Below are 14,083 nucleotides of genomic sequence, written 5' to 3' on the forward strand. Positions count from 1 at the left end.
ATCTGGCAAGGAATGTGTTAATCGGCCGTTTACTATGTTCTCTTGTGTTGAGAAAAGCAACGAGGCCTTCGATGGTCCGCCGACTGCATTCGGCGGACGCCTTTTTGCTCGGCATGCTCATTGCATGTGCCCTTCTGATGGTCGGCATACAGATCGTCGCGTTCCGTGACGACATCCGCGGACCACTCGTTGCGCTCGGCTACGACTACGTAGCGACGCCGGCCTCGTATTCCGTTCCGTGGGCGAGCCTACTGATCGCGATGGTCGGCCTGAACAAGCAGTGGCGCATCGTCGCGCTGTCGACTGCGCTGGTGCTCGACGTCGCCATGGCAGGCGTTCGGTTCCTCTTTCTCGACAATCGGTTCGCACTCGGCAACGGCCCCACGATCGTCCTGACCGTGCTGGCGGTCGCGGTGGCAGTCCGCTGGTCGGGTCGGCAACGGACGCTCGCACTGCGTGGCATTGCCGTCGGCGCGCTGCTCGTCATGGCTTCGAAGGTCGCCGAGACCTGGTTGAAGATCACCTCGCTCAGCAAGCCGATGGTGCTCGACGAGTACGCGCAGATATCCGACCACGCGCTCGGCAACCCGTCCTGGCTGGTCGGTCAGTTGGTCGAAGCATCCGGACCGGTCGGCAACTTCCTCTTGCACTGGATCTACAGCGAGCTTTCGTTCGCGGCGATCATCGTCGCCTGCTGGCAGCTCTACCGGGCGTCGAAGACTCCCGAGGGCTGGCCGAGCCACTACCTCGTGCGGACCTTCATCGTCATGGGCGTGATCGGTCCGGTCTTCTACTTCCTGTTCCCGGTCGTCGGCCCGATGTTCGCATTCGGTGTCGACGGCAATGGTCTGCAGGTGTCGAACTCCTGGCCGAACTTCGTGCCGCCCCTCGACCTGACGCCGTCGGCGATCCCGTTCGACGAATTCACCCCGCGTAACTGCATGCCCAGCATGCACACCGCGTGGGTCCTCTCGATCTTCATCCACAGTCGTGGCGGTCCACGCTGGCTGCGCTGGATGGGCACCTTCTGGCTGATCGGCACCCTGTTGGCGACCCTGGGCTTCGGCTACCACTACGGCGTCGACCTCATCGCCGGCGCGGTCCTCTGCCTCACGGTGGAGTCGGCGCTGCGCGATCCCGAGCGCGGCTGGGGCTTCTTCCGCATTCGCCTCGTCGTAGGTGGTGCCGTGTTGTTCGTGGCGCTGCTCCTGTCGTACCGCTTCCTGGCGGTTCCGATTGCGCAGTACCCCGAGATCTCCGGTCCGCTACTGGTCGGGTCCCTGGTTGCGATGGTCGTGCTGTTCTACACCACATTCTTTGCGCGTAACGCAGCAGTGCGGGCTGTGCCCAGCGCAGCAGTGAAGTCTGCATGACCAGAAGGCCGTCGTTGCTTGCGATGATGGTCGCGACGTCGGTGCTCTTGCTGATTGCGATGCAGTTGTTCGCGAACAGTCACGATGCCCGCGGGCCGATCCTGGGCCTGTTCGACGATATGGCCGGCGCCCCACCGTCGTATTCGGTCCCCTGGGGTGCGCTGATCGTTGCCGTGGTCGGGCTGGACCGCCGAGCCCGCACGATCACGTTGCTGGCAGCGCTGCTGATCGACGTCCAGACCTGCGTGCTTCAGCAAATCCACGGCGAGGCGATCGATCCCGGCAAGGGCCCGCTGCTCGTCTTACCGGTGCTCGCCGCTGTCGTGGCGTTCCGCTGGGCAGGGGAGCGGCGGACACTTGCCTTGCGCGGAATTGCGCTGGGCGCGTTGCTGATCATGGCCTGGCAACTCGCGGCGGCCTGCCTGCACGCGACAATTGTGCTGCGGCCGTTTGTCCTCGACGAATACGCCCTGCTCGCCGATCGCGCCCTGGGCTTTCCGTCGTGGGTTATGTACCGCATCGTGCACGTGGCGCCGATCGTCCAGGGCGCGGTTTCCGAGGTCTACAGCGACCTGACGTTTGCCGCCGTTTTCGTCGTCTTCTGGCAGCTGCGCAACGTGGTCCGCGACAGGGTGTGGCCGAGCCACTATCTGCTGCGCACGTTCCTCGTGATGGGCCTTATCGGTCCGCTGTTCTACTTTGCATTCCCGGTCGTCGGGCCGGTCTTCGCCTACGGCGCCGAAGGAGTCGGCTCGCAGGTCTCGAATATCTGGCCGACCGTGTTTCCGACTGCCGACACGACGCCGAACCCGATCCCGTTCAACAACTACACAGCCCGCAACTGCATGCCGAGCATGCACACGGCGTGGGCGTTGTCGCTGTTCATCCACACCAGGCAGGGCCCGTGGTGGTTGCGCTCGCTGGGGACGTTCTGGCTGATCGTGACCTGTATGGCGACCCTGGGTCTCGGCTACCACTACGGCGTGGACCTGATTGCAGGCGCGGTGCTCTGCCTCACCGTCGAAGCAGCCCTGCGTGATCCGGAGCGCGGGTGGACGTGGCCCCGGATCAAGCTGGTCGGTGCGGGGTCGCTGTTGTTCGTCGGTCTGCTCGCGTCGTACCGATATCTCGCGGTTCCGATCGCCGCGCACCCCGAATTTTCGACGCCGTTGCTGCTCGGATCGCTTGCCGCACTGTGGGTTGCCTTCAACAGAGGCGCTGCGCGCCCGTACGCGGTTAGCGAGTCTACGAACTCGGTAACCGCGCACCGGGGGTCTATTCCTGATCCTCGGCCATCTCGTTGACGACGAGCCGAGCGTCCGTGGTGCCCTGCTCGCGGTAGGCGACGCGGCCGACCATGTGCGCGATCACCGGTGCGGTGAGCACCGTGAACAGCCCGACGAGAACGAGCATCCAGATATCGACGTTGCCGTGCAACTGGATCACCGCTCCCGTCAGCACCAGAATCAAGCCTACGACCTGCGGTTTCGTTGCCGCGTGCATGCGCGAAAGAGTGTCTTTGAAGCGCACGATCCCGACCGCGGCCGTCAGCGCGAGCAGTGAACCGAGGATCATGAAAGCGCCGGAAACGACGTCGAGGATCAGTGTCACTGGTCGTCACCGACCCTGAAGCGCGCGACACTCGCGGACCCGAGGAAGCCGACGAGGGACAGCGCGACGATCGCGGGTACGACCGTCGTGTCTTTGCTCGCGGCCGCCCACACCGCGAGCCCGCACATCGCGACCGCCATCGCGGTGTCGATGGCAACCAGTCGGTCCAGCGAGTTAGGGCCGGCGAGAATCCGGTAGCAGGTCAGCGCCGCCGCCAGTATCAGCATGGTTCCCGCGATGATCGCGACGACCGTCATTGCTCCGCCCCCGCTTGCTTTCGGTTGCTCTCGAACCCGTCGATGAAGAGCTTCTCCAATCGTCGGGTCGAACGATAGAACTTACCCACCGCCTTCGTGCTGCCGACGTCGATCACGTGCACGTAGACCGTCCGCCGGGCCTTGTCGATCTCGAGGACCATCGTGCCCGGGATCAGGTTGAGCACGTCGCAGCACAGCACCAGTACGAGGTCCGACTCGATCTGCAACCGGATGCGCAGGACACCGGTCGGCGGCAGCGGACCGGGCCGAATCGCAAGCCAGGCAACCTGCGCGCTCGACTCGAGGGCGTAGTACCCCGTGAGCAAGATCAACTGCAAAATCGACAGGACGTGGACGCGGCCTTCGACCCGAACGCGCGGCAGCCGCAGCGACCACATCACGAGTGCGCCGATTACGAGTCCTGCCAGGATGTTTCCGACACTGATGTCGCCCCACAGCCAGACGTAGACGATCGCCAGCCAGCAGAGGACCGAGATCTGGACCACTCGTTCGCGCGTCATCGTGCGGCTCCCACTGTTGCGGTGAAGCCCGGTCCGAGGACCGCGTCGATGTAGCCGGAGCGGTCCTGCAGGTCGATGGCCGCGCGTTGCGTGATGCCGATCAGCGGGCCCGCGAACACTGTCAGCGCGATCCCGACCCCGACGAGTGCGAAGGTGGGAACGAGCATGAACGCGGGCATCCTGCCGACGTCCGCGCGCTTGTGGAACGCGACATCGAAGGATTCGTCGATCAGCGCCGAGGGCCCGTTGTCTGCCATGTCGCCCTCCGGCGCATCGGCACGCGGTCGCCAGAATGCCTTCGTCCAGACGCGTGCCACGACATACAGCGTCAGCAGGCTGGTCACGGTTCCGCCGCCGACCAGCACCCACGCGAGAACACTCGCCTGCTCGGTACCCGCTTGCAGCAGCGCAACCTTCCCGATGAACCCGGAGAACGGCGGTATGCCACCGAGATTCAGCGCCGGGATGAGGAACAGCACGCCCAGAACCGGGCTCGCCGCGGCAAGCCCGCCGAGCCGGCGAAGCGACGCCGACCCGGCTTGCCGCTCGATCAGGCCCACGACGAGGAACAGCGTCGTCTGCACGATGATGTGGTGGGCGACGTAGTAGACGGCGCCCGACAGTCCGGTTTCGGTCGAGAGCGCGACACCGAAAACCATGTAGCCGATATGGCTGACGAGGGTGAACGACAGCAGTCGCTTGATATCGCTCTGTGCGATCGCACCGAAGATGCCGACGAGCATGGTCAGAAGACCTGCCACCATCAGGACGTCGTCGAGTTCACCGCCGGGGAAGAGGAGGGTGTGTGTGCGAATGATCGCGTACACACCGACTTTCGTCAGCAATCCCGCGAAGACCGCGGTGATCGGTGCCGGCGCGGTCGGGTAGGAGTCCGGTAGCCAGTTCGACAGCGGGAACACCGCCGCCTTGATGCCGAATGCGACAAGCAGAACCGCATACATCGCGGTACGCGTTCCGGCGGGGACCGTTTCGAGCCGAGTTGCCATCTGCGCGAGGTTCAGTGTCCCTGTTGCCGCATACGCGAACGCTATGCCACACAGGAAGATCAGCGACGACAGCAGCGACACCATGACGTAGGAGACGCCCGCCCGCACGCGATCCTCGCTCGCGCCAAGCGTCAGGAGCACGAACGATGCCGCAAGCAGCACCTCGAAGCCGACGTAGAGGTTGAACAGGTCGCCCGCGAGGAAGGCGTTCGAGATCCCTGCCGACAGCACAAGGTAGGTGGGGGCGAAGATCGACGTCGGCTGATTCTCGGTGCCGTCGCGAACACCCTGACCGACGGCGTAGACGATCACGGCAAGCAACACGATCGACGACACGACGAGCATCAACGCAGACAGCCGGTCGACCACCAGCGTTATGCCGATCGGCGAGTCCCAGCCGCCGACCTGAATGGCAGTCGTGCCGTCCCGGTCTGCGAGAAAGAGCAGCATCCCCGACACCGCGAGCACGGCGAAGAGGGCGCCGATCGCCGTGTAGCGCTGCACACGTGGCCGGCGGCCGAAGATCAGCGTGATCGCGGCCGCGACGAGGGGAATCAGTACGGGAAGCGGCGCCAGCGAGCCGACGATGTCCGGAACGATCGTCATTCGATGTCTCCCTCGGCCTCTTCGGTCGAGAGCAGATCCTTGCGATTGCGCAGCGCTTCGAGCGGAATGGGGTTTCCCTTCGAGTCGAAGGCATCGCCGCTGCGGCTCGGTTCGCCTGTGATGGGGTCGTCGGAACGGTCCTGGTCGGGGGCGTCCGCGCGAGTGCGGCGCGTTTGCACGCGTACGTCTTCGGGGTCGTTCTCGACCCGGTCTTCGGTCGTCAGCGTGAAAGATCGGTAACCGAGCGCGAGGACGAACGCGCTGAGGCCCATCGTGATCACGATGGCGGTCAGGATCATCGCCTGCGCGAGCGGGTCGGCCATGTTCTCCGGCGTGCTTTCGGCGCCCTCGCGGGTCCGCCCGACGATCGGCGGATTTCCATCCTCGCCGCCGACCGTCAGGATCAGCAGGTTGATCGAGTTTCCGATGAGCACGGCGCCGAGAAGCATTTTCGTGATGCTCCGTTCCAGAACCAGGTACGTTCCGGCCGAAGCGAGTACGCCGATGACGATGAGCAGTCCGAGGTTGGCGGTCATCGCTGCACCCCGTTCGCGGAGAACGTCGGCTTCGATTCCGACGGCGAGTCGAGGCGCGCGCCGAGACTGCGCAACACGTCCAGGACCAGGCCGACGACGATGAGGTACACGCCGAGATCGAAGAACAGCGCGGTGACGAGCTTGACATCCCCGATCAGCGGGATCGACATCTCGAAAGTCGCCGACGACAGCACGGGGGCGCCCAGCAGGATCGAGATCGCCGCGGTGCCCGCGGACACGATCAGTCCGACGCCGAGGATCTGGCCCGCGTCCACGGGCAAGGCCTCACCGAGTTCGTAGCGACCGCCTGCGAGGTAACGCAGGACCAGTGCCAGACCTGCAGTCAGCCCGCCTGCGAATCCACCGCCGGGCGCGTTGTGACCCGCGAAGAAGAAGTAGACCGAGAGCACCATGATCGTCGGGAACACCAGGCGTGTGGTGATCTCGAGAACCAGCGAACGGTGCCGCGGGTGGATCAGGTCGCCGCCACGCAACCACGTCACGCTGTCGGTCGGCGAGATGTTCGGGGCGGTCGCGTCGGCGACGCGGGGCGCGCTGCCGAACCTCCTACTCCGGAACACGAGCGACGCGACACCGGTCGCCGCAACCAGCAGCACCGAGACCTCACCGAGCGTGTCCCAGGCCCTGATGTCGACGAGGATGACATTGACGACGTTCTTGCCGTTGCCGAATTCGTAAGCGGCGTTGGGCATTTCGAGCGAAATCCGCGGCGCGGTCCGGGCGTTGATCGCGTAGGCGGCGATCGTCGTCAGTGTCGCCCCGACACCGATCGACAGGATCGCGCGGGACACGCGGAAGCCGCGAGCGCCACGGTCGTCGACCTCGGCGGGCAGCTTTCGCAGCACCAGAACGAAGATCACGAGCGTCAGCGTTTCCACCAGCAACTGCGTCAGCGCGAGGTCGGGCGCACCGTGCAACGCGAAGATGACGCCGCAGCCGTAGCCGGCAACGCCCACGAGCAGCACGCTCGCGAGGCGGTTCCGCATGACGGTTGCGCCGAGCGCCGTCGCGATCATGACTGCGCCGACGGCCAGCTGCATCGGTGAGTCCCAGAACCGGAGGTGCAGTTCGTTCCGCGGCCCGATCGCGAGCACGACCATCGGCAAGACGACGAGGGTCGTGAGGATGATCGCCTGCGTCAGCGGCAGCGAGCCGCGCTGGGTGGAACCGGTCAACCGCATCGAGACCCGGTCGGCCCAGCGCAGCGTGGCGTCGTAGGCGCGGTCCGCGTTTCCGAACAGCGGGCGCCGCCAACGCACCCGATCGTGCAGGAGATACAGGAACACGCCGCTGACGATCACGAGGACAGTGAGTCCAAGGGCCAGACCGACGCCGTGCCACAACGCGAGGTGATAGCCGCCGGGCCCGGGAAGGGTCTGCGCATACCGGACCAGGAGGCCGTCGAGCCATGGTGCCGCGAGCCCGAGGGCGAGACCGCTCACGGCGAGCACGGCGGGAACAGCTACCAGCAGGGGACTCGGCGCGTGCAACTGCGCGACCGCCGAACTCGGCTCGGCACGTTCCTTCGCCCCGAAGGCGTCCCAGACGAAACGCACGCTGTAGGCGACGGTCAGTACCGAACCGAGCACAACCGCGATCAGCACCGCTACGCGTACCGCCGGCGTCAGCGCGGTTGTGGACTCGAGTGCTGTGAGTGCGGCTTCCTTGCCGACGAAGCCGATCAGCGGCGGCAGGCCGGCCATGCTCATTGCCGCCAGCGTCGCGATCCCGGCGAGGACCGGTAGGCGCCTGCCCAGGTGGGCAAGCTTGCGGAGGTCGCGGGTCCCGGTCGAGTGGTCGATGATGCCGACAACCATGAAGAGCGCCGCCTTGAAGAAGGCATGCGCGACAAGCATCGTCATTCCGGCGAGCGCGACGTCTTGGCTGCCGACCCCGACCAGGACGGTCAGGAAGCCCAGCTGCGAGACGGTGCCGAACGCGAGGACCAGCTTCAGGTCGTAGACCTGCAGCGCCCGGCGGCCCGCGAAGAGCATCGACAAGAGCCCGAGCGGGATGATCGTCGCGTGCCAGACGGGCGTCTCGGCAAAGCCGGGTGCCAGTCGCGCGATGAGGTAGATACCGGCCTTCACCATCGCGGCGGCGTGCAGGTACGCGCTGACCGGCGTCGGTGCGGCCATCGCACCGGGCAGCCAGAAGTGCATCGGTACGACGGCGGACTTGCTGAGCGCGCCGATCAGGATCAGGACCACGGCGACGTTCGTCAGCCAGCCGCGGGGCGGGTTCGCCAGGAGTTCCGAGAGCAGATAGCTGCCGCCGACTTCGCCGATGACGATGAACCCGACCAACATCGCCAGCCCGCCGGCTGTGGTCACGAGCAGCGCCTGGGTGGCAGCGCGACGGCTCGTCGCGCGTTCGGCGTAGTGGCCGACGAGCAGGAAGGACAGGACGGTCGTGAGTTCCCAGAAGGTGTACAGAACGAGCAGGTTGTCGCTCGTCACGAGGCCGAACATCGCTCCTGCGAACGCGACCATCTGTGCTGCGAAGACACCGAGCCGTGGTTCGTCGTCCTCGAAGTATCTCGCGCAGTAGACCAGGACGAGGCTGCCGATGCCGAGGACGAGAACCGACATGATCGCCGCGAGCGAGTCGAAGCGGAGGACGATGTTCATCGACAGTCCGGGGATCCACTCGACATCGACGCTGCGTTCGGTGTTCCAATTCGCGACTACCCAGCCGAGGCAGACGAGGGGAACGAGCGCGAGCCCGAGGAACGCATTTCGCCCGAAGTATCGGACGCACACCGGTGCCAGAGCAGCGGCGACCGCGTGTGCGAGCAGTATCTCGAGCAATGGCACTCCGTCGTTTGTTGTCAGCGGCGGGGTGTAGAACGGCGGCGCTGGAAGAACTGCCGTAGGTCCATCTTAGGTAACGCGGCCTTGGGTACTGTGACCCAGTGCCCGAGATCCGGACCGCAGCGCTGGCATATGTGCAGCGCCGACGCCTCCTGCAGACCAGGTCGGTCGACAACCCAGCGTTCTACATGGCCGGCGGGAAGATCGATTTCGGTGAGACCGCGGAAGAGGCCCTGCACCGCGAGATTCGCGAGGAGCTCGGTACCCGGATCGTGCCGGCGACCGTCGCGGAGCTGGGAATTTTCCGTGCCGAAGCCTATGGCCATCCGCCCGGCACCCAGCTGCACATGACCTGTTTTCTTGCCGACCTCGTCGACGAGCCACGACCCACCAGCGAGATAGCCGAGCTGCGCTACTTCACCGTCGCCGAGTACGCCGCGATGGACCACGTCGCACCCGGCTCGATGCTCGTCTTCCGGCATCTGCAAGGCATGGGACTGGTCGACTAGAGCGCGGAGGAGTCGGAGATCCTGCGGAAATGGCCGGGCGTTGCGGGCCGCGGCCGGTAGGTGAGTATCGCGGCCGCACAGCACCCGACGAAGACCGTCATCACGATCGCCACCGCGTTGTCGTTGAAGAGCTCCGGGTCGCCGTACAGCTTCGGCAGCCCGTAATCGCCCGTCTCCTCGGTCGCGCCGACGAGCGGAATCGTATACGCGCGGGACAGCGCAAGCGCGGTGAAGGGGATGACCAGGCCGAGCGCGGTGATCGGAGACTCGCTCGCGAAGTTGGACCCGATCGCGTGCCCGGCACCGAGCCCGAGGAGTGCAAGTCGCAGAACGATCCAGGCATCGCCGGTGCCGAATTCTGGCCACAGCGCTCCGAGCAGCGGGACCAGACCGGCGACGGCCAGGCCGGCAACGGGATGCGGAACGACGATGGCTGCGCGGAGACCGATTGCGACGGCGAGAATGCCCACGAAGAGGCCGACCCACAGGTCGACCTCGCGGGTCAGCAGACCGTGTGCGCTGCACACCACAGGCATCGCCGCTGCAGTGATACCGGTCATCGTCAGGACGAACCTGCCGTCGGTGCCCGGCGTCATCCGGGAGATGAAGAAGACAAGAACGAAGATCAGCGCGACGACCGACAGCGTGACCGTCCACAGCCGTGGCCGGGGGGAGTCGGCAACATTGGTCAGCCAAGCGCCGAGCAGGCGGTTGACGACGACGAACGAAATCACCCCGGCGATCGCGACCTGGACACCGGCGAGCCCGGGATGTGGGGCACGGTAGGACGAATGCGCTGTCGCTGCGGCCGCGGCTGCCGCGACGATGGCAAGGGCGACCAGCCACCACCAGGGGTCGCCGGCACGGCGCGCAGCCGGATCGAAGACGTCGTGAAACGCCTGCGCTTCACGCATCCACACGATCAGCCACGTTGCGACGACCCCGAGCACCAGCGCGAGCTGCAGTGCCCGTCTGCCCCACGATGCTGCGACCGCCGCACCGATCAGGCCGCCGGCAGCCAGCGCGCGCAGGTAGTACGTGCCCTGGGCGTCGATGCCGGACCCGTCCGGAAGGATCAGCGTCGCGATTCCGACGATGAGCGCGAACCCCGCCGCGGCGCCCCACGCAAGCTGGCGTGAGCCCCGGCTCGCCAGCAGAACGCACACCGGAACAGCGAGCGCGCCGCCGATCGCCACCGTGTTGGATTGCACGGCAATCCACTTCTCGGTGTCGGCGAGTTCGGCAGAGAACGACCAGTTGATCCCGAGGATCGGCGTCGCGACGAATGCTGCGAGCGCACCACACACCACTGCGGCGATGGCTGCGATCAGCTCACGAAGGCTTGGCGTCACCGGGAGACGGTACCTCAGCTCGCCGGAGCGTGGCCTGCGAGAACCAACCAACCGCCACGGTTCCTAGCGCGCAGGCGATGACGACAGCGGTCGCGGCGAGCCGCGTCGAACTGTTCGGGTAAGTGACAGTGTCCGTTGTCGCGGCGAACGCGATGCCGGTGGTGGGGACGGAGAGGGCTATGGATACGGCGAGCGGGCCGGCTCCGGGAAGGCTCACACCCATCGCGAAGCCGCCGAGGGCGGCGATGGCGAGCAAGGACATGAACGACGCCGGTTCGAGGACGGCTGCAACGGCAAGAAGTGCAAATACGATCCGCAACGGCCGATGGTGCAGGCGCACACCGAGTGCCAAGCCTGCGAGCAGCGCGGCCGCGACGAGCAACAACCACCAGCGGCTGTCCCGGGGCAGTAGCGACACATCGGACCCGCCGGCCAGATGACTGGCCGCAACCACTGCAGTCGTCGTCAGCAGAAACGCGCCCGACCACGGACCGTCCATGCGAGCAAGGACGATCGCCGCGACGAGGGTGGTAGCGAACAACATCGTCATCGCAACGAGGACGTCGATCCGGCGCTCTACCAGCCACTGCGCCGCCAGGTATTCGGTTGCGATCATCGCGATCGTAAGTGCGACCGCTGCCAGTGCGAGGCGCGGCTGACGCGGCGAATCACCGCTCGCGGGCGGTCGGGCAACAAGTGCGCTGGCGACGGCCGCGACCGCTGCGATCGCGAACGGCCACACGGGTGGGGACGGCATCATCGGCTCGACTGCGAGCGCGGACCGGCTGATCGGCCGATACGTGAAATCTTGCAGGGACAGATGCTTGAGCAGCATTGCGCCGAAGAACCCGGCCACGACCGCGACCGCCGCAGATGCGGCGCTTCGCCGCCATGCAGTGGCAGCGACGGCGCCGAGCGCGATTCCCGCAAAGACTGCCGCGGCGATCGACACCTGGGTCTCGAGTTCGTCGGAGACGGGGATCCGCAACACCGCTTGCAGGGTCGTCGCAGTGGCCGCGGTCGGCCACGCCCAACGCGAGTTGCGAAGGGCAGCGCACACACAGACCGCGACGACCGCAGCCAGCGGGGCCGCGATGGGTGACACGGAGACGAGGTCGACGACCAGCTCGATCGGCAGGTCCACGGCGCCCGGAACGTGCCCGATCGCGGCACGTGGATCGGCGATTGCGAGGGCAGACGTCAGTGCGATCGCGAACGCCGCGACCGCTTCGAGCCACCGGGCGGCGTGGCGTTGCGCACCCATTTGCACCCTCCGAACGTACTCCCGATCGTGAGTTATGCGGATCGGTTGTCCGCGTAGCTCTGCAGGGCCGCAACCTGGACCGGATCGAGCGACGGCCGGACCGCGCGTCGCGCCGATTCCACATCGGCAGCCGTGACGTCGGCTGCATCGACGCTGCGACGCATGGCCGCAAGCGCTGCCTCGCGCAGCAGCGCCGAGCAGTCGGCCGCCGAGTAGCCATCCAGTTCTTCGGCGAGCGCATCGAGGTCGACGTCGGCGGCGAGGGGTACGGAACGTCCGGTCGTGCGCAGAATTTCCCTGCGCGCCAAGGCATCCGGCGGCGGCACGAAGACCAGCCGCTCGAGGCGTCCGGGGCGCAACAGTGCGGGGTCGATGAGCTCGGGCCGGTTCGTTGCGCCGAGTACGACGACATCACGCAGTGGTTCGATACCGTCCAGTTCGGTCAGCAGTGCGGCGACGACGCGGTCGCCCACACCAGAATCCGAACTTTGGCCCCGCCGGGGTGCGAGCGCGTCCACCTCGTCGAGAAAGATGAGTGATGGTGCGGAATCTCTTGCCCGCTGGAACAATTCGCGGACCGCCTTCTCCGACGCGCCCACCCACTTGTCCATCAGCTCGGCACCCTTGACTGCGTGGACGCTGAGCTGGCCCGTACTAGCCAGCGCGCGGACCAGGAATGTCTTGCCGCAGCCGGGTGGTCCGTACAGGAGGACGCCTCGCGGCGGGTCCACACCCAGGCGCGCAAAGGAATCCGGATGTCGTAACGGCCACAGCACGGCCTCGGTCAGCGCCTGCTTGGTCTCCACCATGTCGCCGACATCGTCGAGGGTCAGGCTGCCGATCGCCAATTCCTCTGTGCCCGAACGTGACAGTGGGCGGATGACATCGAGAGCACCGACCAGGTCGGCCTGCGCAAGCACCGGCTCTTCGCGCGCCTTGCTCGCCCGTGACGCCGCCCGCAGGGCCGCCTCGCGGCACAGAGCGGCGAGGTCGGCAACGACGAATCCCGGTGTTCGAGAGGCAATTACATCGAGCTTGAGGTCTCCGGTCGGCACCTTGCGGAGCAACAACTCCAGCAGGGCCTTACGCGTCGCCCCGTCCGGAAGACCAACTGCGAGTTCACGATCGCAGAGGTCCGGCGCCCGAAGACGGGCATCGACCGCGCTCGGATGCGCGGTCGTCGCGACGAACGCAACGCCGGGTGTTCGCACCGCGGCACGCAATTGGTCGAGGATGAGCGTCGCGACCGGTTCCGCGTCGGCGGGCAAGAGCGCGTCGATGTCGGTGATGAGCAGAACGCCGCCGCTAGCGACTATCGACACACCCGCGTTGATCTCGCGCAGGCGCGAACCTATGTCGGTCGCGCCGATGCTCGGACCATCCAGCTCGACCACTCGACGTTCACCGATCACCGCGCGCGCCAACGTCGCCTTGCCGACGCCGGCAGGGCCGGTGATCAGGACACCGAGATTCGGCTCCGCCTTCAGTGCGGCAAGCAGTTCCGGCTCGTCGAGCGAAAGCCCGAGCCATTCGGTCAGCTTCGCCGCCTGGGTGTGTGCGCCGACGAGGTCCTCGACCGGAACCGCGCGTGGCGGCTGCGCGGAGACCGCTGCGACCGCAGTGGCGGCACTGCCGTTCGCGGCGCCCGATCCCCAGTCGACGGCCGAATTCGGTTGGATACTCACCGGACCGGTCGTCGGATCGGTCGATGTGACCGTCAGCAACTCCGAGGTCCACGCAACACCGAACGTTCGCGACAGAGCCTGCGAGGCGGCGGCGGTGCTCGTTCCGGGACCGAGGTCGCGGGGCAGAAGCGACACCGTATCGCCGAGGGTCACGACCTTGCCGAGGAGAGCCTGCCGCAGCGTCGTCGTCGAAATGGCCTGTGTTGCCAGCGCGGATCCGCTGACGCTGATGCGTCTGGCGCCGTAGACGGTCACCGGTGCGACGACGACTGTCGCGTCCTCTTTGATGCCCGCGTTGGACAACGTGACGTCGTCGAGCAGCGCAATCCCCGTCGGCGTCTCCGGCGGTGCGATGCCGACGACCGCCGCGGTCCTGCGCGCGCCGATCAGGGAGATGCCGTCCCACTCGCGCAGGCCGAGGGCGGCGAGTGCCTCAGGGTGCAGCCGCACGACACCGCGGCGCGTATCGGCTGCGGAATTGTTCAGCCGGGCAGTGAGAGACAGTTCGGGCATGCCACTACGTTAGGT

12 protein-coding genes are annotated in these 14,083 nt (G+C 66.4%); 3 read left to right on the plus strand and 9 right to left on the minus strand.

Annotation, left to right across the window (positions count from 1 at the left end):
- Positions 1-71 precede the first annotated feature (71 nt).
- Positions 72-1,373, plus strand: coding sequence for a phosphatase PAP2 family protein (locus JGU72_RS28305; protein WP_199687632.1), 1,302 nt, complete (start codon positions 72-74; stop codon positions 1,371-1,373).
- Positions 1,370-2,677 carry a phosphatase PAP2 family protein gene (locus JGU72_RS28310; protein WP_199687633.1) on the plus strand — a complete coding sequence of 436 codons (1,308 nt, stop codon included), beginning with the start codon at positions 1,370-1,372 and terminating at the stop codon, positions 2,675-2,677. The genes JGU72_RS28305 and JGU72_RS28310 overlap by 4 nt, the downstream gene beginning before the upstream one ends.
- Here JGU72_RS28310 and mnhG read toward each other — a convergent pair.
- Genes mnhG through JGU72_RS28340 form a run of 6 tightly spaced genes read right to left on the minus strand, consistent with a single transcriptional unit; the run spans position 2,649 to position 8,742 of the window.
- Complete coding sequence (gene mnhG / locus JGU72_RS28315; RefSeq protein ID WP_199687634.1) at positions 2,649-2,984, minus strand: monovalent cation/H(+) antiporter subunit G; 336 nt, start codon at positions 2,982-2,984, stop codon at positions 2,649-2,651. The two genes, JGU72_RS28310 and mnhG, sit on opposite strands and share 29 nt — an antisense overlap.
- A complete protein-coding gene (locus tag JGU72_RS28320; protein WP_199687635.1) occupies positions 2,981-3,241 on the minus strand; it encodes a monovalent cation/H+ antiporter complex subunit F in 261 nt (86 codons plus the stop codon). Before JGU72_RS28320 ends, mnhG begins: the two co-directional genes overlap by 4 nt.
- Positions 3,238-3,762 carry a Na+/H+ antiporter subunit E gene (locus JGU72_RS28325; protein WP_199687636.1) on the minus strand — a complete coding sequence of 175 codons (525 nt, stop codon included), beginning with the start codon at positions 3,760-3,762 and terminating at the stop codon, positions 3,238-3,240. Before JGU72_RS28325 ends, JGU72_RS28320 begins: the two co-directional genes overlap by 4 nt.
- The gene (locus tag JGU72_RS28330; RefSeq protein ID WP_199687637.1) at positions 3,759-5,375 is read right to left on the minus strand and encodes a Na+/H+ antiporter subunit D; all 1,617 of its coding nucleotides are present in this window, start codon (positions 5,373-5,375) and stop codon (positions 3,759-3,761) included. The genes JGU72_RS28325 and JGU72_RS28330 overlap by 4 nt, the downstream gene beginning before the upstream one ends.
- Positions 5,372-5,911, minus strand: coding sequence for a Na(+)/H(+) antiporter subunit C (locus tag JGU72_RS28335; RefSeq protein ID WP_199687638.1), 540 nt, complete (start codon positions 5,909-5,911; stop codon positions 5,372-5,374). The genes JGU72_RS28330 and JGU72_RS28335 overlap by 4 nt, the downstream gene beginning before the upstream one ends.
- Positions 5,908-8,742, minus strand: coding sequence for a Na+/H+ antiporter subunit A (locus tag JGU72_RS28340; RefSeq protein ID WP_199687670.1), 2,835 nt, complete (start codon positions 8,740-8,742; stop codon positions 5,908-5,910). The genes JGU72_RS28335 and JGU72_RS28340 overlap by 4 nt, the downstream gene beginning before the upstream one ends.
- A gap of 104 nt (positions 8,743-8,846) precedes the next feature.
- Between JGU72_RS28340 and JGU72_RS28345 the strand changes: the two genes are divergently transcribed.
- Positions 8,847-9,254 (plus strand): NUDIX hydrolase, encoded by a 408-nt coding sequence (locus tag JGU72_RS28345; protein ID WP_199687639.1) that lies wholly within the window; start codon positions 8,847-8,849, stop codon positions 9,252-9,254.
- On the opposite strand, the gene JGU72_RS28350 is transcribed toward JGU72_RS28345, so the two are convergent.
- Genes JGU72_RS28350 through JGU72_RS28360 form a run of 3 tightly spaced genes read right to left on the minus strand, consistent with a single transcriptional unit; the run spans position 9,251 to position 14,068 of the window.
- Complete coding sequence (locus JGU72_RS28350) at positions 9,251-10,606, minus strand: hypothetical protein (protein ID WP_199687640.1); 1,356 nt, start codon at positions 10,604-10,606, stop codon at positions 9,251-9,253. The two genes, JGU72_RS28345 and JGU72_RS28350, sit on opposite strands and share 4 nt — an antisense overlap.
- Positions 10,587-11,870, minus strand: coding sequence for a hypothetical protein (locus JGU72_RS28355; protein ID WP_199687641.1), 1,284 nt, complete (start codon positions 11,868-11,870; stop codon positions 10,587-10,589). Before JGU72_RS28355 ends, JGU72_RS28350 begins: the two co-directional genes overlap by 20 nt.
- A gap of 32 nt (positions 11,871-11,902) precedes the next feature.
- On the minus strand, positions 11,903-14,068 hold the full coding sequence (locus JGU72_RS28360) for an AAA family ATPase (protein ID WP_199687642.1): 2,166 nt from the start codon (positions 14,066-14,068) through the stop codon (positions 11,903-11,905).
- Positions 14,069-14,083: the final 15 nt, after the last annotated feature.

The sequence above is a fragment of the Antrihabitans auranticaus genome, assembly GCF_016481275.1.
GTDB lineage: Bacteria > Actinomycetota > Actinomycetes > Mycobacteriales > Mycobacteriaceae > Antrihabitans.